At 59.7% G+C, this 24,186-nt stretch carries 25 protein-coding genes and 1 pseudogene; 12 read left to right on the top strand and 14 right to left on the bottom strand.

Annotated elements, in window-relative coordinates:
- The 3 genes from AC1DYF_RS37855 to AC1DYF_RS37845 all read left to right on the top strand — a co-directional run.
- Positions 1-145: EF-Tu C-terminal domain-related protein (locus AC1DYF_RS37855; protein WP_477883521.1), on the top strand; the 145-nt coding region annotated here is incomplete at its 5' end.
- 160 nt (positions 146-305) lie between these two features.
- Complete coding sequence (locus AC1DYF_RS37850; RefSeq protein ID WP_477883753.1) at positions 306-2,156, top strand: calcium-binding protein; 1,851 nt, start codon at positions 306-308, stop codon at positions 2,154-2,156.
- Between the two features lie 95 nt (positions 2,157-2,251).
- Positions 2,252-3,145, top strand: coding sequence for an NAD-dependent epimerase/dehydratase family protein (locus AC1DYF_RS37845; protein WP_477883751.1), 894 nt, complete (start codon positions 2,252-2,254; stop codon positions 3,143-3,145).
- 213 nt (positions 3,146-3,358) lie between these two features.
- Here the strand turns inward: AC1DYF_RS37845 and AC1DYF_RS37840 are convergent, their stop codons facing one another.
- Together AC1DYF_RS37840 and AC1DYF_RS37835 are read right to left on the bottom strand one after the other, a co-directional pair.
- Complete coding sequence (locus AC1DYF_RS37840; protein WP_477883750.1) at positions 3,359-3,991, bottom strand: CDGSH iron-sulfur domain-containing protein; 633 nt, start codon at positions 3,989-3,991, stop codon at positions 3,359-3,361.
- A gap of 179 nt (positions 3,992-4,170) precedes the next feature.
- Positions 4,171-4,560 carry a winged helix-turn-helix transcriptional regulator gene (locus tag AC1DYF_RS37835; protein WP_477883756.1) on the bottom strand — a complete coding sequence of 130 codons (390 nt, stop codon included), beginning with the start codon at positions 4,558-4,560 and terminating at the stop codon, positions 4,171-4,173.
- 177 nt (positions 4,561-4,737) lie between these two features.
- Between AC1DYF_RS37835 and AC1DYF_RS37830 the strand changes: the two genes are divergently transcribed.
- A complete protein-coding gene (locus AC1DYF_RS37830; protein ID WP_477883749.1) occupies positions 4,738-5,628 on the top strand; it encodes an SDR family oxidoreductase in 891 nt (296 codons plus the stop codon).
- On the opposite strand, the gene AC1DYF_RS37825 is transcribed toward AC1DYF_RS37830, so the two are convergent.
- Complete coding sequence (locus tag AC1DYF_RS37825; RefSeq protein WP_477883748.1) at positions 5,625-7,037, bottom strand: MFS transporter; 1,413 nt, start codon at positions 7,035-7,037, stop codon at positions 5,625-5,627. The two genes, AC1DYF_RS37830 and AC1DYF_RS37825, sit on opposite strands and share 4 nt — an antisense overlap.
- A gap of 125 nt (positions 7,038-7,162) precedes the next feature.
- Between AC1DYF_RS37825 and AC1DYF_RS37820 the strand changes: the two genes are divergently transcribed.
- Positions 7,163-7,429 (top strand): YARHG domain-containing protein, encoded by a 267-nt coding sequence (locus tag AC1DYF_RS37820; RefSeq protein ID WP_477883747.1) that lies wholly within the window; start codon positions 7,163-7,165, stop codon positions 7,427-7,429.
- A 70-nt stretch (positions 7,430-7,499) separates the two neighbouring features.
- Here AC1DYF_RS37820 and AC1DYF_RS37815 read toward each other — a convergent pair whose 3' ends face one another.
- Positions 7,500-7,739: a hypothetical protein gene (locus tag AC1DYF_RS37815; RefSeq protein ID WP_477883746.1), complete on the bottom strand. Its 240-nt coding sequence runs from the start codon at positions 7,737-7,739 to the stop codon at positions 7,500-7,502.
- A gap of 361 nt (positions 7,740-8,100) precedes the next feature.
- On the opposite strand from AC1DYF_RS37815, the gene AC1DYF_RS37810 reads away from it, so the two are divergent.
- From AC1DYF_RS37810 to AC1DYF_RS37800, 3 genes are all read left to right on the top strand, one after another.
- Positions 8,101-9,228, top strand: coding sequence for a fumarylacetoacetate hydrolase family protein (locus AC1DYF_RS37810; protein WP_477883744.1), 1,128 nt, complete (start codon positions 8,101-8,103; stop codon positions 9,226-9,228).
- A 72-nt stretch (positions 9,229-9,300) separates the two neighbouring features.
- On the top strand, positions 9,301-9,933 hold the full coding sequence (locus tag AC1DYF_RS37805; protein ID WP_477883743.1) for a LysE family translocator: 633 nt from the start codon (positions 9,301-9,303) through the stop codon (positions 9,931-9,933).
- Positions 9,934-10,070: 137 nt separating this feature from the next.
- Complete coding sequence (locus tag AC1DYF_RS37800; protein WP_477883742.1) at positions 10,071-10,772, top strand: ATP-grasp domain-containing protein; 702 nt, start codon at positions 10,071-10,073, stop codon at positions 10,770-10,772.
- A 17-nt stretch (positions 10,773-10,789) separates the two neighbouring features.
- Here AC1DYF_RS37800 and AC1DYF_RS37795 read toward each other — a convergent pair whose 3' ends face one another.
- The 7 genes from AC1DYF_RS37795 to AC1DYF_RS37765 all read right to left on the bottom strand — a co-directional run bounded on the left by AC1DYF_RS37795 (position 10,790) and on the right by AC1DYF_RS37765 (position 19,670).
- Positions 10,790-11,677: an MBL fold metallo-hydrolase gene (locus AC1DYF_RS37795; protein ID WP_477883740.1), complete on the bottom strand. Its 888-nt coding sequence runs from the start codon at positions 11,675-11,677 to the stop codon at positions 10,790-10,792.
- Positions 11,678-11,738: 61 nt separating this feature from the next.
- The gene (locus AC1DYF_RS37790; protein ID WP_477883739.1) at positions 11,739-13,163 is read right to left on the bottom strand and encodes a gamma-aminobutyraldehyde dehydrogenase; all 1,425 of its coding nucleotides are present in this window, start codon (positions 13,161-13,163) and stop codon (positions 11,739-11,741) included.
- Positions 13,164-13,174: 11 nt separating this feature from the next.
- Entirely contained in the window at positions 13,175-13,984 is an 810-nt protein-coding gene (locus AC1DYF_RS37785; RefSeq protein WP_477883738.1) for an ABC transporter permease, read from the bottom strand.
- On the bottom strand, positions 13,974-14,915 hold the full coding sequence (locus tag AC1DYF_RS37780) for an ABC transporter permease (RefSeq protein ID WP_477883737.1): 942 nt from the start codon (positions 14,913-14,915) through the stop codon (positions 13,974-13,976). The genes AC1DYF_RS37785 and AC1DYF_RS37780 overlap by 11 nt, the downstream gene beginning before the upstream one ends.
- Positions 14,912-15,913: an ABC transporter ATP-binding protein gene (locus AC1DYF_RS37775; protein ID WP_477883754.1), complete on the bottom strand. Its 1,002-nt coding sequence runs from the start codon at positions 15,911-15,913 to the stop codon at positions 14,912-14,914. The genes AC1DYF_RS37780 and AC1DYF_RS37775 overlap by 4 nt, the downstream gene beginning before the upstream one ends.
- A 393-nt stretch (positions 15,914-16,306) precedes the next feature.
- Positions 16,307-17,467 (bottom strand): ABC transporter substrate-binding protein, encoded by a 1,161-nt coding sequence (locus tag AC1DYF_RS37770; RefSeq protein WP_477883735.1) that lies wholly within the window; start codon positions 17,465-17,467, stop codon positions 16,307-16,309.
- 163 nt (positions 17,468-17,630) lie between these two features.
- On the bottom strand, positions 17,631-19,670 hold the full coding sequence (locus AC1DYF_RS37765) for a calcium-binding protein (protein ID WP_477883734.1): 2,040 nt from the start codon (positions 19,668-19,670) through the stop codon (positions 17,631-17,633).
- Positions 19,671-20,057: 387 nt separating this feature from the next.
- Between AC1DYF_RS37765 and AC1DYF_RS37760 the strand changes: the two genes are divergently transcribed.
- Positions 20,058-20,249 (top strand): hypothetical protein, encoded by a 192-nt coding sequence (locus AC1DYF_RS37760; RefSeq protein WP_477883732.1) that lies wholly within the window; start codon positions 20,058-20,060, stop codon positions 20,247-20,249.
- On the opposite strand, the gene AC1DYF_RS37755 is transcribed toward AC1DYF_RS37760, so the two are convergent.
- Positions 20,246-21,574 (bottom strand): calcium-binding protein, encoded by a 1,329-nt coding sequence (locus AC1DYF_RS37755; RefSeq protein ID WP_477883731.1) that lies wholly within the window; start codon positions 21,572-21,574, stop codon positions 20,246-20,248. The two genes, AC1DYF_RS37760 and AC1DYF_RS37755, sit on opposite strands and share 4 nt — an antisense overlap.
- A gap of 26 nt (positions 21,575-21,600) precedes the next feature.
- On the opposite strand from AC1DYF_RS37755, the gene AC1DYF_RS37750 reads away from it, so the two are divergent.
- Together AC1DYF_RS37750 and AC1DYF_RS37745 are read left to right on the top strand one after the other, a co-directional pair.
- On the top strand, positions 21,601-21,903 hold the full coding sequence (locus AC1DYF_RS37750) for a hypothetical protein (protein ID WP_477883730.1): 303 nt from the start codon (positions 21,601-21,603) through the stop codon (positions 21,901-21,903).
- A 474-nt stretch (positions 21,904-22,377) separates the two neighbouring features.
- Complete coding sequence (locus AC1DYF_RS37745) at positions 22,378-22,689, top strand: hypothetical protein (RefSeq protein WP_477883728.1); 312 nt, start codon at positions 22,378-22,380, stop codon at positions 22,687-22,689.
- Here AC1DYF_RS37745 and AC1DYF_RS37740 read toward each other — a convergent pair.
- A complete protein-coding gene (locus tag AC1DYF_RS37740) occupies positions 22,670-23,032 on the bottom strand; it encodes a hypothetical protein (RefSeq protein WP_477883727.1) in 363 nt (120 codons plus the stop codon). The two genes, AC1DYF_RS37745 and AC1DYF_RS37740, sit on opposite strands and share 20 nt — an antisense overlap.
- Positions 23,033-23,164: 132 nt before the next feature.
- On the opposite strand from AC1DYF_RS37740, the gene AC1DYF_RS37735 reads away from it, so the two are divergent.
- Positions 23,165-23,926: a hypothetical protein gene (locus AC1DYF_RS37735; protein WP_477883725.1), complete on the top strand. Its 762-nt coding sequence runs from the start codon at positions 23,165-23,167 to the stop codon at positions 23,924-23,926.
- Positions 23,927-24,050: 124 nt separating this feature from the next.
- Here the strand turns inward: AC1DYF_RS37735 and AC1DYF_RS37730 are convergent.
- Positions 24,051-24,186: pseudogene (locus AC1DYF_RS37730) on the bottom strand (IS5/IS1182 family transposase); the annotation flags it as partial.

Below are 24,186 nucleotides of genomic sequence, written 5' to 3'. Positions count from 1 at the left end.
CACGGAAATGGTCATGCCGGGCGACAACGTGGCCGTTGACGTCGAGCTGATCGTTCCGATCGCGATGGAAGAGAAGCTGCGCTTCGCTATCCGCGAAGGCGGCCGTACCGTCGGCGCCGGCATCGTCGCCTCCATCGTCGAGTAATCGACGAACAATATCGAATTGAAGAAAGGCCCTGCGGGAAACTGCGGGGCCTTTTGTTTTGGGCATATCGGTTTCGCTCCCCTGATCAGGGGATAGGTAAGTTTCCATATTCTGCTAATTTTTCGCTGGCCGCCGCGTCGAGCAGAGTATGGGGGAAAATATGCCGGCTACGGATAGCGACGACACCATCTACGGGTCCTCATCGGACGATAGCCTGAAAGGCCAGGGCGGCAACGACCTCCTTTATGGGCGGGACCAGACCCAGAATGCCTCCGACGCCGACGGCTCCGACCTGCTGGATGGCGGCGACGGCAACGATACCCTGATCGCCGGCACTGGAAACGACGTGCTGCTGGGCGGCGACGGTGATGATGTCCTGCATGCCGGGCCGAACCTCATCTATCAGGGCGACTATACCTATGGCGACGGACCGGGAAAATATGCCGATGGGATGACCGACACGCCGTCGGATATCCTGTTCGGCGGCGCAGGCAATGACTGGGCATTCATCACCTATGCCGGCGTCGTCAATCTCGAGACCAACGAGCAGATCTCGATCCATCTCGACATGTCGAACGCCACGGCCATGGTCAAGATCGATGGCATCTACAACGGCGAATATCTCGAGAGCATCGAGAAGCTGACCTTCACCAGCGGCGACAAGGCCGATTATCTGATTTCCACCGACGGTGACGATGACATCGACACCCATGATGGCGACGACCATATCGAGGCGCGGGGCGGCAACGATGTGGTGCGCAAGGGATTGGGCGCGCTCGATATCGACGGCGGCAGCGGCAGCGATACTCTTTACCTGGACCGCAACGGTGACATCGGTGATATCAGCTTCGACATGGCGACGGGCAAATTCAAGCTTGCCGGCGAGGATGACGGTGAAGCCACCCATTTCGAAAATCTGGTCTATATCGGCGCCAATCACGCCAGCGACATAGATGGCGCCCTTGATGGCACCAACGAACTCTACGGCGGCAACGATATCGACACGCTGACCGGCGGCAACATGGCCGATACGCTTGTCGGAGCGATGGGTAACGATCTCCTGTCTGGCCTCGACGGTGCGGACACGATCAATGGCGGTGAGGGCAAGGATCAGATCCTCGCCGGGAAGGGCGACGACACCGTCTCGATCATCATGGATGGCGAATTCGAGAAGGGCGAGACCTATGACGGCGGCGCCGACACCGACGAATTGCACATCGACTTCTTCGGCAAGACCAAGTGGGACCTGAGCACCGCGACAATCAAGGGCTTCGAAAAGCTCATCGTCGACAACTATCCCTATCCGCAGTCCTATGTGCTCAAGATCGGCACTGCACAATTGCTCGGCTTCAAGGAGATCGACCTGTCGTTCGATCCCAGCGACCGGCTGATCTTTCAAATGGCCGACAAGGCAAAGCTCGATTTCAGCGGCGAAGTGCTGGGCTTCCGTACGTTGCAACTCGCCAACGGCGGTCAGATCGCCGATTTTCGCCACGCGACCGGCGCCATCGGCCACAATGTCAATATCTTCCCCGAAGTTCTGGGCGGCACCGGCAATGACACGATCTTCGGCCGTAACCAGAAGGGACTGGATTTCTATGCCGATGGCGGCGCGGGCAATGACACGATTACGGCGGGTGCCTCGAATTCATATCTCGACGGCGGCCTCGGCAAGGACGTTCTTGTGGGTGGCAATGGCGCAGACGATTTCAAGTTTGACACCGCGCTCAACGCCAAGACCAATCTCGACATTATCAAGGGCTTCAAACACGGCGTCGACGATATCGACCTGTCGCCGGATTTATTTGCCGCCATCGGCGACAGCCTCGATGGCACGGAACTGCGCATTGGTGCCAAAGCCTTGGATAAGAACGATTTTCTGATCTACAACACCAAGACCGGGGAACTGTTCTACGACGCGGATGGTTCGGGCAGGAAGTACGCGGCGATCGAATTCGCCGATCTCGACAACAAGACCAAGCTCGGCATGGACGATTTCGTCCTGTTCTGAAGCAAGCTACGCGAGATCGCATTCAAGTGATCGGCTACGACTGGCATTCCTCATACAAATTGATTACACCTTCGCCATCACAGCGGAGGCCAATCATGAAAAAGCGGATTTTCTTCACCGGCGGTTCGGGCAAGGCGGGGCGGCATGCGGTGCCGTGGCTGGTGAATGCCGGCTACGAGGTGCACAATGTCGATCTCGTGCCGCTCGATAGCCCCGGCGTCACCAACCTGATCGCCGACATCACCGATTCCGGCCAGATGTTCGATGCGATGAGCATGCACCGGGATTCTCCCGATCTCGATCATGGCAGGGGCGTGCAGCCTTTCGATGCCGTGGTGCATTTCGCCGCCATTCCGCGCATCCTGATCAAGACTGACAACGAGACCTTCCGCGTCAACACGATGGGCACCTACAATGTCATCGAAGCGGCGGTGAAACTCGGCATTCGCAAGATCATCGTCGCCTCCAGCGAGACGACCTATGGGATCTGCTTCGCCGAAGGCCATCGCGACTTCCATCAGTTCCCGCTCGAAGAGGATTACGACGTCAATCCGATGGATTCCTACGGGCTGTCGAAGGTGGTCAATGAAAAGACGGCGCGTGCGTTCGCTGAGCGCTCCGGCGCCGACATCTATGCGCTGCGCATCGGCAATGTCATCGAGCCGCATGAATACGAAAGGTTTCCGGAATTCTTCGCCCATCCGGAAATGCGCAAGCGCATTGCATGGTCCTATATCGACGCCCGTGATCTTGGCCAGATCGTGCATCGCTGCATCGAGAAGGATGGCATGGGGTATCAGGTGTTCAATGCCGCCAACGACACGGTCTCGGCCAACACGCCGAGCCGGGAACTGGCGGCGCGCTTCTTCCCGAACGTGAAGTTTACGCGGGAGATCGGTGAATACGAAGGCCTGCTGTCGAACCGCAAGATCCGCGAGGTGCTCGGCTTCGAGGAGGAACATGATTGGCGGAAATATGTGAAGGCGTGAGCATTGGGCGTTGAGGTTAGGGCCACCCCCCTCTACCCTGCCGGGCATCTCCCCCTCAAGGGGGGAGATTGGCAAGGGGCACCCCCACCGCCCATCGGCAACGTTGAGATGGGCGCGAGCGGCTGCCGCGAGTCAATCTCCCCCCTTGAGGGGGAGATGCCCGGCAGGGCAGAGGGGGTATGTCGCTCGAAAGACGTATGAAAATATCGCCCCCTACGGCGCCTCAAACCCCGCAGCCTTGTGCGACCCATCGCAATACGGCTTGTTCTTCGATTGCCCGCAGCGGCAGAGCCAGGTCTTCTCCACCCGCGCGACATTGTGGCCGGTGCCGGAATCGATTTCCAGCCGGCCTGTCACCATCAGGGGACCATTGGGTTGCGGCGATACCGTCACTGTGCCGGTCAGGTCGGTGATCGCCAGCTTCGATTCCTTTGCAACCGGCTCGCCGGTGGCCGAAAATCCGCCCTCGATATGGGAATTGTCACAGAACGGCTTGTTCTTCGACAGGCCGCAGCGGCAGAGCGTGGCGCGGAACATCTCGCCATGGCCGTCGACCACGAGTTCGGCATTGACGGCAAGCGGCCCGTTTTCGCGCACAATGATGATGTTGGCGCGCGGCGCCTTCTCGTCGGCGCCGCCATCCTTGCGGCGCACGGTGATGGCGCCGGAGGGACAGTTGAGCGCTACATGCAGGATTTCCTCGGCGCTGGCGCCATCCGCATCGATCCATTCGCCCTCGACATTGGCGCGGAACACGCCTGGTTGACCCATGACGCAGCGGCGGGCGTGGATGCATCTATTGCCGTCGAAACTGACGGTGGCGTGATTTCCTTCGACGGTTTCCATAGTTCCACTCCCTGGCTATCTGCATGGACTGCATTGGCTGGGTGCATGAAAACACAGCACAAACCGATCGACAAGGCACAGCTTCGTTATCGGTCGATCGACGTCGCCTACAGCCAYAAAGTCAACTTACTTAGCCGGAAAAATATTTTCGAATATTTAGCCGGCAAACAAAAACGCGTTCAAGCCGCCTCGACAGCCGCCTGGTCGAATTGCGCACGGGACTGGCGGATACGCTCATGGTTCTCCTCGGCCCAATCCACCAGTGTCTCGATCGGTCTCATGAAGGATTCCCCGAGTTCGGTCAGCCGGTATTCTACGCTCGGCGGCTGGGTCGGATAGACCGTGCGCATCACATAGCCGTCGCGCTGCAGGTCGCGCAGCGTCTGTGTCAACATGCGCTGCGAAATGTCCGGCACCTTGCGGCGCAATTCGCCGAAGCGTTTTGGCCCTGCGGTCAGCTCCAGCATCATCAGCAAGCTCCATTTGCCGCTGATATTGTCCATGACGTCGCGTATCGGGCAATTTGCTGGGTCGAAGCCGAGCCTCTCAGCCAAGCGCGAGCGCATCATTTCCGGATTCAGCTTTTCCGTGTCCAAGGTGGTTCCCTTATGGTAACTAGGTGGAAAATTTCTGCCTTCTTTACAAGATCTTCGAAAGCCATAAATAGAAGCCAGTCTCAAAAAGAGACCATATACCGAAACGAATTTAGCGGCAAGGCAGTGCCTTCCGCGGGGAAAGGGTAGATCATGGCAGACAAACTTCTCGTGACCGGCGCCTCCGGTCATCTCGGCCGTCTGGTGCTCGACAAGCTTCTTGAGCGTGGCGTCGAGGCCGCCAGCATTATCGCCACGACGCGCGATCCGGCCAAGCTCGCCGACTATGCCGCCAAGGGCGTCGAGATCCGCAAGGCTGATTTCGACGACACGGCTGCTTTGGCTGAGGCTTTCAAGGGTGCCGCGCGCCTGGCGCTGATCTCCACCGACGCGCTCGACGACAAGGGCACCCGCCGCCGCCAGCACGCCAATGCCGTCGAGGCCGCCAAGGTCGCCGGCGTCAAGCACATTGTCTACACGTCGATGCCGAACCCGACGCCGGATGCCAAGGTCATCTTCGCCCCGGATCATCGCCTGACAGAAGAGGCAATCAAGGCGTCTGGCCTCAGCTACACCATCCTGCGCAACACCTGGTATCAGGAAAACCAGTTCATGAGCCTGCCCTCGGTGCTGAAGTCGGGTGGCCAGTGGTACACCTCGACGGGCGAGGGCAAGGTCTCCTTCATCGCGCGTGCCGACTGCGCCGAAGCCATCGCCGCTGTGCTCGCTTCGGGCACGACGGAAAGCGCCACCTACACACTCACCGGCGCTGAAAGCTTCACCTCGGCCCAGGTCGCTGTTCTCGCCAGCGAAGTCCTTGGCACGCCTGTCACCGTAATCCAGCTGACCGACGAACAGCTCGCCGCCGGCATGAAGCAGCATGGCGTACCGGATTTCCTCATCCCGATGCTGATCAGCTTCGAAGCCGGAATCAGGCTTGGCCAGCTTAGCGACCAGAGCGGCGATCTCGAAAAGCTGACCGGCAAGAAGCCGACCCCGTTCCGCTCGTTCTTCGAGAACAACAAGGCAGCGCTGCTTGCCTAATCCGTTCGGCGGAACAGCGGAACTACCGCGAAAATAGCCAGGAAGGCGGCGATCGAGGTCAGTCCATAAAGCCAGATCGCCGCCGGCACGCCTCCGTCCACCCCGCCGGGCACGACAAGGCCGGCGCTGTTGGCGATAACGCCGGCGAGTGCCGCGCCGAAGGATGCGGCCAAAGATTGGATGAGATTGATCGCTGGCCCGGCCTTGTCCGTCTCGTCCTCGCCCGTTCCTGTGAGCGCGATCGAGACGAGATGCGCCCAGGCGACGCCGATGCCCATCCCCATGCAGAACAGGCAGACGCAGATCGCCACGATGATGCGGATATCGGCCTCCGGATTGCTGCGGCCAAGGGCAACGGCGAGCAACAGCACAGCAGTCACCTGGATGAACGGTCCCACCAGGATGGCGATCCGCGCGGCGCGTCCCTGCCAGGAAGCCGTCAGCAGTCCCATGGCCGTCCAGCCGGTGGCGACGAGCGCGACGATATAGCCCGAGACCAGCGGCGAGATGCCGTGCAGAACCTGCAGGAAATAGGGAATGTAGACATCGGAATTCAGCACCGCGATCAGCATCGCCATGGCGAAATAGGTCTGACAGATCGGATCGCGGATGAAGGTGGCACGGCGTGGCAGAAGCCGGGTGGAAAGCAATCGCTCACTGGCGATGAAGCCGATCAGGCCGGCAGCACCGGCAAGCATCAGAACGATCCGGGCCGCATCGGACTGCGCCGTGCCGGCAAACGAGACCAGGAGGATCGCGGCGATGATCAGGCCGATCTGGACGAACGGCACCGGTTGCCCGACCCGCTCCTCCTCACCGGGTGGAAGCAGTTTCGGCGCGGCAAGTGCCATGATCAGCGCCAGCGGAATGAGGATCAGGAAGGCCCATCGCCACATTCCGCCATTGGCAAACAGGCCGCCGAGCGTCGGCCCAAGCAGGGTGGAAACGCCCCAGAGTGCGCTATAGAAAGCCGAAGCGGCATTCTGCATCCCCTCCGGATAGACGAAACGGATGAAGGAGTAGCCCATCGTCACCAGGAGGCCGGCGCCGAAACCCTGCACGACGCGGCCGATGAGCACGGTGATCATCTCCGGCGCCAGCCCGACAATGGCGCAGCCGACGGCAAAGCTCAGAGCCCCGGCGATATAGACATGGTTGAGATTGGCCCATTTCGGCCGGATGACCACGGCAATCGACCCGAGCACGACAGCGGCCACGAACAGCGAGGCCGTCCAGGCAAGCAGCGACAATCCGCCGATGTCGCGCACCATCGACGGCATCAGGCTTGTCGTCACGTAGAATTCCAGAGCTTCCAGCCCGATCGCCGCACCGAGCAGCGTGGTCGCGGCGAGCCTCGACGGATGGAAGAGATCGCGGATACCGGCAGGATGTGTTGCGGCGGAGACCATGGTCAGGCTTCGGTTACATTCGATATTGTTTTAGGAACTATTTCTGGGCCGATCGCAACGGGAATAAATTCATTGTCAAAGCCGTGTTATGGAAAGCATCCGCCACCATGGCAAAGGAGAGGGACATGCGTATTTCCGTCATCACCGCGATTTCCGCGCTCGCCGTCATCGTCTCGGTCGAGCCGGCATTCGCCGCGAGCTGCTACGATCTCTGGTACGAGCGCAACAGCATCTACAACGATAACGGCTATTGCTTCAAAACCAAGCTCGGCCGGGAAACCTTTGACAATAGCGACTGCACCACCAATCGCGTCCGGCTCTCGTCGCAGGAACAGGACCGTGTCGACGAGATCCAGGCCGAGGAAGATAGCCGCGGCTGCCACGTCAACTGACAACCGATAGCCAAAGAAAAAGCCGGCGTCGGTTGCTCGACGCCGGCTTTATTTTGGAGATGTCAGGCCGTCAGGCTTCCTCGCCGATCAGCCGCACATAGACATAGGAAACCACCATCAGGCCGATCAGCCCGAACAGCGCCAGCGTCTGGCGGAAAATGCCGCGGTTCAGTCGCCTTCTGGCCACCACAGGGACGCGGAACGTATTGGCGCGGATATGATCGGTCAGACGCGCATTGATCGCATCGTTCTCGTCGCGCGCCGTGCGGTCGTCCGGCTTGCCATCCTGCTTGGCGAACTTGTTCTGCATGTGAAAACCTCACTGTTGACCGAAGCGTAAACCAAATAATTAAAATTATCAATAAATGTCGGCACACACACTCCGGTTCAGCACGTGTTTCTGCCGATTTTTTTGCGGATAAAAGCAGCATTTTTCCGAGCCGTTTCAATATGGTACATATTTAATGCGGAACGGCAGTGTGCTTCGCGTTTCGCACGCCCTTCGAAATCCGACCGAACCGTCAGATGGGTCCGAAGCCGACCTTTCCTCTCGTCTGGGAACAGGCTATCCAGGGGCATGGGACCGTGGCCGACAGATGCCGGGTCGATTGGAGAGGATGCGGCGCAGCACTGAGCTGTGGCCGGAGTGACGAGATCGAGGGAGATTGAAGGTGAGCCTGAAAGCGGAAACATTTGCGGCCGGGACTTTCGTTGGACGTGCCTGGCTCAGGAATGTCGATGGCCCGGCCGTTGTCCATCTGCGTGACGGCGTGCTGTTCGACGTCACCAGCCGCGAAGCGCCGACCATGCGCGACCTGTTGGAAATGGACGATCCGGTCGCCTGGGTGAAGGCGCAGACCGGCAAGGCACTCTTCTCCCTCGAAGATGCCGTTGCCAATGGCCTTTTGCTGGCCCCTTGCGACATGCAGGCGGTCAAGGCCTGCGGTGTCACCTTCGCCCGTTCGATGATCGAACGCGTCATAGAGGAAAAAGCCGCCGGCAATCCGGCAATGGCCGAGCGCGTCCGCGAACGCGTTACCGCACTGATCGGCGATTCCTTGCGCAACCTGAAAGCCGGCTCGGACGAGGCAGCGCGGGTGAAACAAGCGCTGATTGAGGAGGGCGTCTGGTCGCAATATCTTGAAGTCGGCATCGGCCCGGATGCGGAAGTGTTCACCAAGGGCCAGCCGATGTGCTCGGTCGGCTATGGCGCCGAGGTCGGCTTGCATCCGATCTCCAAATGGAACAATCCCGAGCCGGAAGTTGTGCTCGCCGTCAACTCGAAGGGCGTCGTCAAGGGCGCCACGCTCGGCAATGACGTCAACCTGCGCGATGTCGAGGGGCGCTCGGCACTGCTGCTCGGCAAGGCCAAGGACAACAACGCTTCCTGCGCCGTCGGCCCGTTCATCCGCCTGTTCGACGATACTTATTCGATCGATGACGTGCGCAATGCCGATCTCGATCTGGCGGTCACCGGCGAGGATGGTTTCAAGCTCGCCGGCAAGAGCTCGATGAAGGAAATCAGCCGCGATCCGCTCGATCTCGTCAGCCAGACCATTGGCAAGCACCATCAATATCCCGATGGTTTCGTGCTGTTCATGGGCACGCTGTTCGCGCCGGTCGAGGACCGCGATGCGCCGGGGCAGGGCTTTACCCACAAGCTCGGCGACATCGTGACGATCTCGAATGAAAAGCTCGGCAGCCTGGAGAACACTGTGCGGCTCTCGACGCAATGCGCGCCCTGGACGTTCGGCATGCGGGCGCTGATGGCCAATCTTGCCAAGCGCGGGCTGATTTGAGACGTATAGAGCATGGCTCTCTCGGGCGAAAATCTCATCCGAGAGGCGGCGCATTCGATCGGGGAGGACTTCATGAGTGAGATCACACTTCTCGCCTTTGCGGCGGTGGCGTTTATCGGCATCGCCACGCCAGGGCCGACGGTTCTGCTCGCGCTGACCAATGGTTCACGCTACGGCATACGCCGTGCGCTACCGGGTATGGCGGGCGCGATGTTGTCTGACTTCGTTCTGATCGGAGCGGTGGCCGTCGGCCTCGGCGCTCTTCTGGCTGCCTCGGAATTCTGGTTTTCCGTTGTGAAATGGATCGGCGTCGCCTATTTGGCCTATCTCGGCGTCATGCTGCTGCGGTCGAAGGGTTCGCTCGACACGTCGCTGCAGGATGCTGGTTCGGGGCCGGGCAGTTCACGGACGATCTTCCTCAAGAGCTTTCTCGTCGCCGTCACCAACCCCAAAGGCTATCTGTTCTTCTCGGCCTTCCTGCCGCAATTCGTCTCGCCCAACCTGCCGCAGGTGGAGCAATATGCCATCCTGGCGCTGGTTTTCGCTTCGATCGATTTTCTCGTCATGCTGTCCTATGCGGCATTGGGCTCTCGGGCGATCCGATATTTGCGCAAATCCGGTGCGATGTGGCTCGACAGGATCTGCGGGGGCGCCCTGCTGGCGCTGGCCGGGACATTGGCCCTCTATCGCCGCGCCGCCGCCTGAACCAGACGGTCACCCGCATGTATTATGACAAGCCGATATTTCTGCTGCAGAACAACTGTTTCGACCGCATCGGCAGGTCGATCCAGCCGTGTCTCGACTTCTGCCGGCAACATGGGCACGACTTCGTCGATCGCTCCATGACCGGCAAGTTCGATCCCGATGCCATCGGCGTCGAGTGGTCCGACTGGCCCAGTGTGATTATCTACGGGTCCGTGGGGTGGATGAAGCGGTGCCGTGATAGCAGCCTTTCACCATATTGCTTCTGTGACTCGAAGGCTTTTGCAGCGTCGACATGGATTCCCATCCTGCAGGCGGAGGCGCTGAACGGTGACGGGGCTGTCCTCCCCATTGCCGAACTTCTGCAGAGACTTGCCGCTGGCGAGCGGCTGCATGTTCGACCAGACAGCGAAGACAAGGCATTCACCGGTGGCGTCTACGACCTCGCGTCATGGAACGCAATGCTGGAGGAGCGCCGTATCGAGGGACAGAAGCTTCCAGGGAGCGATCTTGCCTGCTCCGTGAGCAATCTGAAAGCGATCGAAGCCGAGCACAGATGCTGGTTCTTCGAAGGCTGGTTGATCGACATCAGCACATACCGGAAGGACGGTGAGCGGCATGTCGAGCGATGTGTCGATAAACGGGTCTTTGCCGAGGCTGAGCGGCTTGCAGGCATCTACCTGCCGCTCTCCAGCGCCGTCATGGATATCGCGGAGACCTCCAAGGGCTACAAGGTTATCGAGTTCAATCAGATCAACGCGTCGGGCTGGTATGCCGCTGACGTCGATGCAATCCTGTCGTCCTGGTCCGCGATGCTGACTTCCGCACGGACACCTGCATAGCCGTTTTCTTACGAACTTTACGGTCGCTGCAAGGCTTCAAGTGCCGCCAAATTTTCGCGGTGGACGGCTTCATATGGTTCGAAATAGATGAGCGCGCCGAAGGCGATGTCCTCAGCGACAAAGCCTCTGAGCGACAGGTCCCGAGCACGGGCTCGTTCCTCGGCATCGAGCAGGCGCCACAAGTAGTTCCGGTTGGCATCGATTAGGCTCTTTCCATAGCCGCCTGCCGCGATCCGGTCCGGCGCACCGTGATTTGGCAGGATGTGCCGGATCGGCCAGGTCTTCATCCTCGTCAACTCATCGATATGAGTCGCGACATGCTCGGCCTCTGAAATATAGGTCACCGTATCTTCCAGCGTGTCGCCGGCGAGAAGAACATGCTCGTCCGGCAACCACAGCACGCAACCATCGGCGCTGTGTATATCGAAATGGTGAAGCTCGATGGCACGACCGCCGAGTGTCAGGTCCAGCCGGGTGTCGAACAGTCGGTTGGGCATGACCAGCGGTTTGATCGGCGGGGTAGCCGTTTCCAGCTTCGCCGCATTGTCTCGCAACTTCGCGGCTGTGCGATCAAGGGCAATGATCTCGCAATCAGCGAAGACGGCATTGCCGGCGATGTGATCGTCGTGCCAGTGGCTGAGCACGACGCGCATGTCGCGGACACCCAGCGAGGTCAGATGCGCGCGGATTGCCTGAGCATGTTCGATGGAGATATGGGTGTCATAGACCACGGCCTGGTCGCCTGAGACCAAGGCATAGGAGGCGATACCGAGACTGTAGGCGCCATCGTCGAGCCAGTTCGGCTTGTCCGAATAGAGCCATTTTCCCGCGATCCGCCCGTCGTAATAGGCATAAAGGCCAGGAAAAGGCTCCAATACGCGCAAGGTTGCCGTCATCTTGGACATGGTTGTCACCGATTGGTGAATTCCTCCGGCATCCACGGATGCCGAAGGAATTCGGGTTGCTTTAATGGGCGATCATCACGTGCCGGACGACGGTGTAGTCCTCCAGCGCATACATGGACATATCCTTGCCATAGCCGGACTGCTTCAAGCCGCCATGCGGCATCTCATTGGTGAGCATGAAATGCGTGTTCACCCAGGTGCAGCCATATTGCAGTTTGGCCGAGGCCTTCATTGCCCGCGACACATCCTTGGTCCAGACGGAGGAGGCGAGGCCGTAGTCGCTGTCATTGGCCCAGCCGATCACATCGTCGTCGTCGCCGAAACGGGTGACCGACACGACCGGGCCGAACACTTCGCGGCGAACGATCTCGTCGTCCTGCCGGGCGCCGGCGACCACGGTGGGCTGATAGAAGAAACCTTTTTCGGAACCCAGCTTGCCGCCGGTGGCGATCTGCATGTGGCCGAGCTCGGCGGCACGTTCGACGAAGCTGGCAACGCGGTCACGCTGGCGCTTGGAGATCAGCGGCCCGATCTCGTTTTCGGTGTCATCGGCCAGATTGTACTTGATGGTCGAGACGGCGGCTGAGAGATCGGCGACGAATTTGTCGTAGATCTTCGCATGCGCATAGACGCGGCAGGCGGCGGTGCAATCCTGGCCGGCATTGTAGTAGCCGAAGATCTTGATGGCCTGCACGGCAGCATCGATATCGGCATCGTCGAAAATGATCACCGGGGCTTTGCCGCCGAGCTCCAGATGCGTGCGCTTGACGGTCTTCGAGGCCGCCTGCAGCACTTTCTTGCCGGTGGCGACATCGCCGGTGATCGACACCATGTTGATCTTCGGATGGTTGATCAGATAGTTGCCGGTGGTTTCGCCGCGGCCGAGCACGAGGTTGAACACCCCTTCCGGCAGGACATCGGCCATCACCTTGGCGAGCTTCAACGCCGTCAGCGGCGTCTGTTCGGAGGGCTTGAAGACGACCGTGTTGCCGCCCGCCAGCGCCGGCGCCAGTTTCCACGCCGCCATCATCAGCGGATAGTTCCATGGTGCGATCGAGCCGATAATACCGACCGGATCGCGGCGGATCATCGAGGTGAAGCCGGGCAGATATTCCGAGGCCACCGGCCCATGCTGGGTCCGGATCGCGCCGGCGAAGAAACGGTAGCAATCGACGATCGCGGGGATTTCATCGTTGAGCACCGCGTTGATCGGCTTGCCGCAATTGAGCGCCTCGAGCGCTGCGAAGCCTTCCGCATCCTTCTCGATCGCATCGGCGATCTTCAGCAGATAGCCGGAGCGCTGGGCCGGCGTCGTCTCGGACCAACTGGAAAAGGCTGTTTCCGCCGCGTCGACGGCGCGGTCGATCTGCGAGGCCGAGGCTTCCGGGATGCCCGCGACCGTATCTCCCGTCTTCGGATTGAGAATCTGTTCCTCATTCTCTGTGCCGGCCTCGAATGTCGAGCCAATCAGCAATTGCGTATCCATTTTGTCCTCCTTTATTTGCCGGAACCGGCGGTGTCGCTCGCGTTCCGGGTCAGGTAATAAGCGCCGAGAATTGGCAGGAAGGTCACCAGCACCACGATCATGGCGACGACATTGGTGACCGGTCGCTCGCGCGGGCGGATCAGTTGCTCGAGCATCCAGATCGGGATCGTCGCCTGCTGGCCGGCAGTGAAGGTGGTGACGATCACCTCGTCGAACGACAGCGCGAAGGCCAGCATGCCGCCGGCGACCAGCGCTGTGCCGATATTCGGCAGCACGATATAGCGGAAGGTCTGGAAACCATCGGCGCCGAGATCATAGCTTGCCTCGACCAGCGAACCCGGAAGCCGGCGGAAGCGCGCCACCGCATTGTTGTAGACGACGACGATGCAGAAAGTCGCGTGGCCGAGCACGATCGTCCAATAGGAGAAAGGGATCTCCAGCAATCCGAAGGCTGAGCGCAAGGCGATACCGGTGACGATGCCGGGGAGCGCAATCGGCAGGATGACCAGCAGCGAAATGCCTTCTTTGCCGAAGAAATTCGAGCGTGCGACGGCGGCGGCGCACAGCGTGCCGAGGATCAGCGCCACCAGCGTGGCGACGACGGCCACCTGCAGCGACAGCGTCAGCGCCTGCCAGACATCCGGCCGGTCCCAGGCGCGCCCGAACCATTTCAGCGTCAGCCCCGGCGGCGGCCACTGAAAGCTCTTTTCCTCTGTCGTAAAGGCATAGACGAAGATCAGCAGGATCGGCAGCGCCATGAATAGCAGGCCGGCGCCGGCGGCAAGTTTCAGCGAGAGTGGAGCGGAGTTCTCAGAGCGCATCGAAGGCTCCCTGTTTCTTGGCGATCCAGAGATAGAAGCCCATGATGACGATCGGCACGACCGAGAAGGCGGCAGCCAGCGGCACATTGCCGGCCGTGCCCTGCTGCGTATACACCGCCTGGCCGATGAACAGCCGCGACGAGCCGATAATGCCGGGAATGATATAGTCGCCCAATGTCAGCGAGAAGGTGAAGATCGAGCCGGCGATGATGCCGGGCAGCGCCAGCGGAAACAGCACATAGCGGAATGTCTGGCCCGGCGCGCCGCCAAGATCATAGGAGGCTTCGATCAGATTGCCCGGCACCCGCTCCAGCGCCGCCTGCACCGGAATGATCATATAGGGCAGCCAGATATAGACGAAGACGATGAACGTACCGGTATAGGTCACTGACAGCGAATTGCCGCCGACCACGGGCAGCGACAGATAAGCGTCGAGCAGCCAGGAAATGTGCAGCTTGGCAAAAATCCAGTTGAGGATGCCTTCCTTGGCGAGGATCAGCTTCCAGGCATAGACTTTGACAAGATAGCTCGACCACAGCGGCAGCATGGCGCCGAGATAGAACATCGCTTTCCACCGGCCTCTGGCATAGCGGGCGGCATAATAGGCGATCGGAAAGGCGATGATGCCCGATGCCAGCGTCACCAGCGCCGCCATCACCACCGTGCGCACGATGATGTCGAAATTGGCCGGCGTGAACAGTTGCGCATAGGTGTCGAGCGTCAGCTGGTATTGGATCAGGCCGGAGAAATCGTCGATCGAGAAGAAGCTGTTGAGCAACAGCGCGATCAGCGAGCCGACATAGATGAGGCCGAGCCAGAGCAGCGGCGGGATCAGCATCAGCATCAACAGCGCGCGCGGCTGACGCCAGAATATGGCGGAGAGCCGGGAGAGGGTGCTATCGCGCCCCGTATTGAGTGCTCCCTCCGTCATGCCGTATCTCCCAGGATGTGCACTGCCTCGCGTGGGAAATTGAGCAGCATGTTTTCGCCATCGGCTGGCACCCATGTTCCCGCGGGCAGGTTGGCATGCAGCTTGACCGTGCCGGTATCGAGTGCGACGCGCACCACCGAACCGAGGAAACTGCGGCTGGTCAGCTGGGCGCGAATCGTCAGCGCCGGTTCGTCGCCCTGGCCGGCGCGGATGTCTTCCGGCCGCAGGCTTGCCCAGGCACGCTTGCCGATCAGCGAGGCGGTGAATTCCGGCGGCAGGATGTTGGATGAGCCGACGAAATCGGCGACGAATTTCGACGCCGGCCGCTGGTAGATGTCCTCCGGCGAACCGGCCTGGACGATGCCGCCCTCGTTGAACACGGCGACGCGATCGGCCATGGATAAAGCCTCGCCCTGGTCGTGGGTGACGAAGACGAAGGTGATGCCGAGCGATTTCTGCAGCGCCTTGAGTTCTTCCTGCATCTGCTCGCGCAGTTTCAGGTCAAGCGCACCGAGCGGTTCGTCGAGCAGCAGCACTTTGGGCTGGTTGACCAAAGCGCGCGCCAGCGCCACGCGCTGCCGCTGACCGCCGGACAATTGGCCGGTCTTGCGGCTGCCATAGCCGCCGAGCGCGACAAGTTCGAGAGCCTGTTCTGCCGACCTGTGGCGTGTTGCCTTGTCGATACCGCGCACCATCAGGCCATAGGAGACATTGTCGAGAATGTTCATATGCGGAAACAGTGCATAGTCCTGGAACACGGTGTTGACGCTGCGCTTCCATGGCGGAACGCCATTGGCATTGGCGCCGAAAATCTCGATCGTGCCACCAGTCGGCTGCTCGAAGCCGGCAATCAGCCGCAGACAGGTGGTCTTGCCGGAACCGGACGGCCCGAGCATGGCGAAGAACTCGCCTTCGGCAATGTCGAGACTGACCTTGTCGACGGCCTTCACGTTGCCGAAATGGCGCGAGACATCGCGGAAGGTAACGGCCGTGGTCATGGGCATGAAGTCTCCGAAATCAAAGAGTGTTTGGACTGCTTGAATGCGTCGTTGGCGCGTCGATCGTCGCGGGAAGTACGCGGGGCCACCCCCTCTGCCCTGCCGGACATCTCCCCCTCAAGGAGGGTGATTRGATGGGGCGCTCTCGCTACTCTCTCTCACTATAATCGGATGTTTCGCGCTCTACGTCAGTTTGACGCGGGGTGCGAGCCTCTGGCCGATCTCCCCCCTTGAGGGGGAGATGCCCGGCAGGGCAGAGGGGGGTGGCCCCGAAGGATTCTGCGAAAGCAAACCTAGCGTCGGTACAACACCGTTCGCGGGCACGCCTTCGACGATATCCGCAAGCCGCAGTATCAGCCCGGATCGCTTACCGCTCGTTCCGGGCGGCCGACCTCACTGCCCGCCTTCCACAGCGATGAAATCCGACACCCAGCGGTGATACGGCACGCAGGTCCCTTCGCTTTTGCACTTGGCGACAGGCGTTTTCCAGAAGCTGATCTTGTCGAAATCGTCGAAGCCATTGGCGGTGCAGCCGCTATCCGTCAGCAGCGCATTGCCCTTGCAGGCAGCCGGCACGACCGGTACCGAGCCGAACCAGGCAGCGACATCGCCTTGGACCTTCGGCGATAGCGAATGTTCCATCCACATATAGGCGCAGTTGGGATGGGTGGCATCCGCATGCATCATCGTCGTATCCGCCCAACCGGTGGCGCCTTCCTTGGGGAAGACCGAGGCGACGGGCTGCTTGTCGGCGGCGAGCAGGTTCACCTGATACGGCCAGGACGAGGAGGCGACCACGCCTTCATTCTTGAAGTCGTCGGTCTGCACGGTGGCATCATGCCAGTAGCGGCCGACCAGCTTGCGCTGGTTCTTAAGCAGGTCGATCGCCGCGGCATATTGCGTTTCATTGAGCTCGTAGGGGTCCTTGATGCCGAGGTCTGGCTGCTTGGACTTCAGGTAGAGGGCGGCGTCGGCAATATAGATCGGGCCGTCATAGGCCTGCACGCGGCCCTTGTTGGACTTGCCGTCGGGCAGCGTCTGCTCATCGAACACCACGCTCCAGCTGTCCGGTTTCTTGGCGCCGAACACCTTGGTATTGTACATCAGCACGTTTGGCCCCCATTGATAGGGCACGCCGTAATGGACGCCGTCGACCGTATTCCAGGGCGCGTTCTGCAACCGCTTGTCGACAGTGGAGAAGCTCTTGACCAGGTCGATATTGATCGGCTGAACCTTGCCGCCGGCAACGAGGCGCAGCGAAGCGTCACCCGACGCGGTCACCAGGTCGAAACCGCCCTGGTTCATCAGCGTGACCATTTCGTCAGAGGTGGCGGCAACCTTCACCGAGACCTTGCAGCCCGTCTGCTTTTCGAAATCGGTGACCCAGTTGTAATTCTTGTCGCTGTCACCACGCTCGATATAGCCGGCCCAGGCGACGATCGACAGCGCGCCTTCACCGGGGCCGACCTTCTGCAGCATCTCGGCAGCAAAAGTCTGGCCGGCAAAGCTCATGGCGATGACGAGGGCGGTCGTCGATTTCCAGACGGTCTTCATGATCATTCTCCCGTTTTTGTTCCCTGATACAATGAAACCGTTTTCGATCGCTTTCGCAATTTCTTTCTGCAGAAAGTCGCTATCGGTTTTTCCGATATCGAGGCGCAAAACAAAGGGGGCGAGCCTTGCAGCTCGCCCCCCATCAACAGGTCCGCCGACCCGGTCAGAACTGGAAGAAATCGTCCGTGACTTTCAGCGCGCCGCCCAAGTGGATCATGAAGTCGGCTTTGCCGTCGCCGTCCGTATCGCCGGCAATGTAGGTGTCGTCAGCTCCCGTCACGTAACGCAGCTCGCCGGCTTGGTGCGAGAACTTGTCGGTGCCGATGAAATCGAAGTCCTGCACGCCCTTCTTGCCGTCATTGGCATCGAAGCCGGAGAGATCGATGATGTCATGCTGCTTGGCGCTGAAATCGGTGATGAAATCGGCCGTCTTCTTCGTCTCCCCGGTTTCACCGGTCTCAAAGTAGAACATATCGGCGCCGGCGCCGCCGGCGAGCCGGTCGATGCCGAGACCACCATAGATCTTGTCGGCACCGCCGGCGCCGCGGATCGTGTCGTCGCCGTCAAGACCCTTCAGCACATTGCTGCCGCCATTGCCGTCGAGCACGTTGTCGAGCGCATTGCCGCTGCCTTTGAGATCGTCGGTGCCGGTGATAACGAGCTTTTCGACGAAATCACCCAGCGTGTAATTGATCGCGGCGCTGACCTTGTCGGTACCGCCGCCATCGACTTCAGTGACGACATCTTTCTTGTTGTCGACGAAATAGCTGTCATTGCCGCCGCCGCCGGTCATGGTGTCGGTGCCGGTACCGCCATCGAGTGTGTCGTTGCCCGTACCGCCGGTCAGCTGGTCATTGCCGGCATTGCCCTGCATCACGTCTGCCTTGCCATCATCCGTGTCGCCATTGCCGAACAGCTGGTCGTCGCCCGCCGAGCCGATCAGCGTGTCCGAGCCGCCCAGGCCCAGAAGCACGCCGCCATTTTCATTGGCCGTCATCGTGTTGCCGAGCGCGTTGCCGTAGCTGAACTGGCCGGCATCGCCGGTCTGCAGCAGGTTCTCGACATTGGCGGCAATCTGGTAGTGATTGAACGCCGTCTCAATCGTGTCCGTCCCTTCGCCGTCATTCTCGATCACCGTGTCGTCGGCGCTATCGACGACATAGGTGTCATTGCCGGTGCCGCCGGTCATGCTGTCGGCGCCTGCGCCGCCATCGAGCAGGTCGTCGCCTGCGCCGCCGTTCAGGATGTCGCTGGCGCCATCATCGGTAGAGCCCATGGCATGCAGTTCGTCGTCGCCGGCGCCGCCATTCAACGTGTCGCCGCCGCCCATGCCATAGAGCACGCCGCCATTGTCATTGGCCGTCATCGTGTTGGACGTGGTGGTACCATAGCTCCACTGGCCGGCATCGCCGGTCTGGATCAGGTTTTCGACATTGTCGGCCATCTGCCAATGGCTGAGCGCCGTCTTGATCGTGTCATTGCCGCCATCTACCTCTTCGACGATGACGTTGCCGGCGTCTGTGACGACATAGGTGTCGTCGCCTGCGCCGCCCGCCAGCGTATCGGCGCCGGCACCGCCCTCGATTAAGTCGCCGAACTCCGTGCCGGTATAGTTGTCGGCGCCAGACGAGCCGATGAAATGCTGCGCCTTCTGCGATAGCAGCGCATAGATCTGGTCGACATATTCCTGGCCGCTGGTGCCGTCGCTATCGAGATCGACGATCGTATTGGCCTTCTGCAAAGCGTAATAGATCGTGTTGACCAGATTGTCGGTGCCGGTACCCGTGCCGACCGCGGCACTATAGTCGAGTCCGGAGACGACGAGGCCCTTGATCACCCCCTCGAGTTCGCTGCGCGTACCCGCCGTATCGTCCTGGCTATAGGTCGTGTTTTCGTCATAGGAGCCGAGGGTGAAGCCGTCGACATTGCCGGAAATACCGTGTCCCTGGTTATAGATGCCGTCATAGGCGATGCCCGAGCCCTGCAGCACCACCTGGGAGGTGTTGGCCGGATCGGTGGTGTAGCGGAAGCCGACTTCCGTGCCGTTATAATAGCCGAAGCCCTGCGTATAGGTGCCGCCATAATAAGTGGACGCGCCTTTGGTCGTGCCGACATTCTCGCTTGAAAAGTAATTGTAGATGTAAGTCGAATAGTCGAACGACGAAAGCGCGGACGCGTCGATCGTGATCATGTCGTCAGCCATTGGTTTCTCTCCTTGCAATGCCGGGTTTGCGTCCCGGTCGTGTCGGCCCGTTTGGACAAGCGCCTTGGTCCGCCAGGCAGGCCTGGCGGTGGTGAAGGGATGTGCGGGATGTCGAACTGGCTCGGTGCGGTCGATCTGGAGATGCCGGCTGCCTGGCTTTTGAAGTCATGCCCCTGGCTCGGAAAGGGCGAAGTGTAACCGTCTGCCTGCCGAGCGCACGGGCGTTCTATAAAATATGATAAAATAGTCAACAAATCGCACATCAAAAAGATGACTATTTTAGTCATCTATGGTCGAGTTAGCTATATCACCTCTTGAACCAGACCAAAGGGAACCGAGGCCCTGACGGCAACGTTGCATGGAGCAAAAGCTCTTTGGAGATCATCCATGTCGAGAGATCAATCGCCCGTCGCGGGCAAGGCCGATCAGGCCGTCCAGCAGTATCAGGCGAGCAGCGCCTTCCAGCTCGACCTGCCGCCTCGCGCGATGGCATGCGAGGAAACGCCGATCGATGACATCGACGCTGTATCGCTGGCAATGCGCCAGTTCTTCCAGTCGCCGACCAATGCGGCCGGTTAGACGAAGTGGAAATCCTTGGCGCTCAGGTCCGCTGGATCGACGCCGTCGAGCGTGATCGACGAATGCCCGTTGAGGCGGATCACCGCGTCGCCATCATGCGCTTGTGTCGCATCCAGCAATTGATCGAAACTTTGGATGCCAAAGGCCTTGTCGATGGCGATGACATCGTGCTGGCTGCCCTTGGCGGTGAAATCGGTAATCTCGTCGTTACCGAGATTTTCCGTCCGCGCCGATTTGCCCCAATGTTGCTGGAAGACGAAGATATCGGATTGGCCGCCGCCCGAAAGCACGTCGTCGCCGGTCCAGCCTGTCAGCCTGTCCTTGCCGCCTTCACCTGAAATCCTGTCATGGCCCGCATCGCCGAACATTGTGTTGCGGCGGTCGTTGCCATTGATCGTATCACTGGTCTCATGGCCGATGAACACGACGCYGATCTTGGAATTGTCGACCACCTGGAAATCGCCGCCCTGGACCTGACCCAGTACATGCAGCGCATCATTGTCCCAATGCTTGTCGGGCGTGCCGGAGACATACCAATCCGAGCCGTTATCGGCCAGGATCATGCCATATTCCTTGAGCGTGTTGATGATCACCTTGACTTCGGGACTGGCATCCGCCGGCATCGGAAAGTCGGCCCTAAGCCGCACATGCATGCCGAACGGCGCCGGTCCATCGATACCATCGGCCCAATGGCTCGCCGCACCCACCGCCTTCATCGCCGTCAGCGCCTGACTGAGCGTGAAGCGCAGGGCGTGCCCGAGCGTCGCATCGTCGGCAATGGCATTCTTTACGTCGTCGTAGCGCACCAGGCCAGGGAAGATCGGCAGGCCGGCCGCATCGGCCGACGTCCAGCCATCCGGCCGCTGATGGTCGCCGCCCTGCAGGTCGAACACGGCCGACTGACCGGTCCAGGCATGGCCGTTCCAATGCGCGTTATAGAGTTCGTAAAGCTTTCCAAGCCCGTTCGGCGCCGAACTGTCGAGCTGCACGACAATCACATGCCGATCGCCGCCGCCTTCGACCGGCGCGTCCGGCGGAATGGGGAAGGGACCCTTGTCGCCTTCATCGGGCCAGAGCGTGTCGACGAATTTCGTCAGCGTCTCGCCCTCCGGCACCACGATATACGGAATACCGATCGGCGCGCCATCCCAGAGACCGGAGCCGAAATCGGGATGCAGCCCGGTATCTGGCGAAATCTCCTTGATGATCTTGGCGGAGTTCTTGACCAGCGGCGCGAAATCGACCCGCTCGTTCCATTCGCTGTTGGCATTGAAGGCGACGGCGCCGTGAAGATCGGCGTTCACGCCGGTATCGGGCTTGGACATGGCTGCTCCTCGGTTGCCGAGGAAACATGAGCGATGACTGTGGCGATATTGTCAAACGCGGCTGGAGAACGTGCCTACCGAATTGCCATCTCTCTCCGGTGCCCGGCTCACCTGGCTCGATGAAGGCGGGAATTTTGGAACAGTCGCCTGCCGCGTCACGCCTCTGCTCGCACATGTTTTCTGGAATGCAGGCGGATGCCGTTGGGCAATCGGGTGAGTTAATTTCCTCGGATTACGGCTGGCAGATATTTGTCATCCCAGTTTGCGGTTTTGCGCTTGAGATTGATGGAATCCTTGCCCGGGGCGAGCCTGAGCAGATTTGCGGTTAGGCCACGTAACACGAGATAGGGCATATGACGTTTTTGCGTCGAAATGCAGGTAATTCGCAACGTCAAACAACCCCACTGTTCCACGGATGAGTAGGATCAAGCGGTCGGCCGTTGCTGTCTGTGCTGGTCTTGAACGTGCCGCTTTCCTCCTGCTGAATTCGGATGTCATGGTGATCTGGACAGGCGACTTCCCAATTCGTTTCGTCCCAGAACAATCGCCTGTCGCCTCGCTGCGGTACATGGTGGTAGGCAACCGGATGCATGCGGTGCGTGTTCGTCTGAGGTGAGCCGTCCGGACGGAGGTGACCGGTGTTCAGCAAGCCGATCGATTTGCAGCGTTCACAGAATTGGTTCTCGGGCCGGGCAAGGAATGTCGCTCATGCGCGTTCCCACTGCCGATCACAACCACGTCGCCTTGCACTATGTCAGTGTTCCAGCTAGGTTTTCGTCCATCGTGTCCCGGAGGAGGCCGCCTTGAAGCTACCGACAGCTCTTGCCACCTGCGTTGTTTTCAGTTGCTCTACGTCAGCCTATGCCCATGCCGTGAAGTTTGACAAATGCGTCCGCACGCTATGCACGTCCACCAATCAAATGGATTGCTGGGTGAAAATGGGTTCACCTGTCTGCGACCAGAAACAGATGTCCTGCACTGATTTGCCAGACCATGCCGGAGCTAAGATCCTTGGTAAATCCAAAACTCGCTGGCACGTCAAAACGAAATTCGGTGAGGGCTGGGTTTCGACATCAGCAATGATGATCGACAGCATCAAATGCAATCCGGATTGATCATCTGGGCTTCTTCAAGATCAAACTTCATTTGCCATCGATTTCGGCCGGCTCTTCTGGCGCTGGTGGCGGGGCAATCTTCGCTCTCAGCCAGGCAACGCAATCCTGCGGGCTGACAGTGTCCTCGGACGCCCACGGCGCAGCGTAAGGGGAAGCCATCAGGCAACCTCGCCGGATAGACGAGAGTGCGGCCATTCAGCCATAGAACAACGACTTGCACGGGCTCGCCGGAACCACCCATTCCCTGAGCGGCGTGGTCGTGGGCGAATTCCAGTTCCATCGGCTCTTGGTGAGGGAGCGACAGCGCGGTCAACGAAGCCGCCTCGTCTATTGTGTCGCGCATGGCCATCTCCAATTTCAATGCCATCCGTTGGGTCACATGACAAATTGTCACAGCGCCGGAGGCGACTACTATTTGACTCGACTCTTCATGATTACACCCTAGAGTTTGCTGTCTGGGAAGTTGGGGGGCGTGATGAAAACAACCAAAGCGATTCTGGCGGCGGCTATGTTGGCCGCATTGGCGTCTTGCACCGCGGATAGGAACTCAGACGTAATAAGAAGCTTTGAGGACAAAGCGGCGGACTCGGAATATGACCAAATCAAAGCGCAACTTTCACGCTCTGTCGATGAGCCTTACGCTGTACCGACATTGGTTCTGTATGGCCCAACGACCATTGCTACCACGAGTGCTGGAATGTTGGCTCTTGGGCGATCTGACACCGTTAGCGATCATACCAACGCGGCAACTCTAACATTAGGCGGTTTTTCGAGCGGCATTTCCACCGTTGCGTCCGTCACCACTTCTCCGAAGGCTATACAGGTAATGAGGGACTTGTACGCAAACGCAATCGAAGGTGAACCGCTGAAGCCAGCCGATCTAAAAACGCTCGTCAATCATCCGCCCACACATCGATGGTTTTTCTACAGTGCCAGTGATCGCCCAGAAATATGCGGGCCAGATTGTGTTCCGCTTGGCAAATTCGGAAAGCACGCTCTTTGGTCAGATAATCGCAAGGACTATAGCGATTTCGCACTTGCCGTCCTGGAAGCGTCAACTTTGCAACTTGCGTCCGTGACTACGACCGTGACCAAGCCAGCAACAACAACTCCGGCGAACAACGTCCATGGACAGCCAACCGTTACGCAGCCCGCTAAGTCAACCACGACCACGACTACCACGATTACGCGTCAGGCTAATCCAACTATCCTGGTGATCCCAGGCGCGAAAATGTAGGTTTGAGGCAAGGGATTTTCGTTTGGCATCCTCAGCGTGGGCATATGACGAAAGCCCGGCGACTTCGAACCGATGACGCGGTCTCGTCGCTCCTGCTAATCTTCTTTCCGATTAGGCCGTAGACTCATAACGCGTTGATCCAGATGCGGGTAGCAATGATTTTGGCGGCGGCAAGGAAATTGGCTGGGTTCTTGTCGTAACGTGTTGCCATAGCTCGATATTGTTTGAGCTTATTGAAGAAGCGTTCGACGAGATTTCTT

The sequence above is a fragment of the Rhizobium sp. P2_G9 genome, assembly GCF_056403475.1.
Note: the sequence above shows the minus strand (reverse complement) of the source record. Positions and strands in the feature narration are given on the sequence as shown.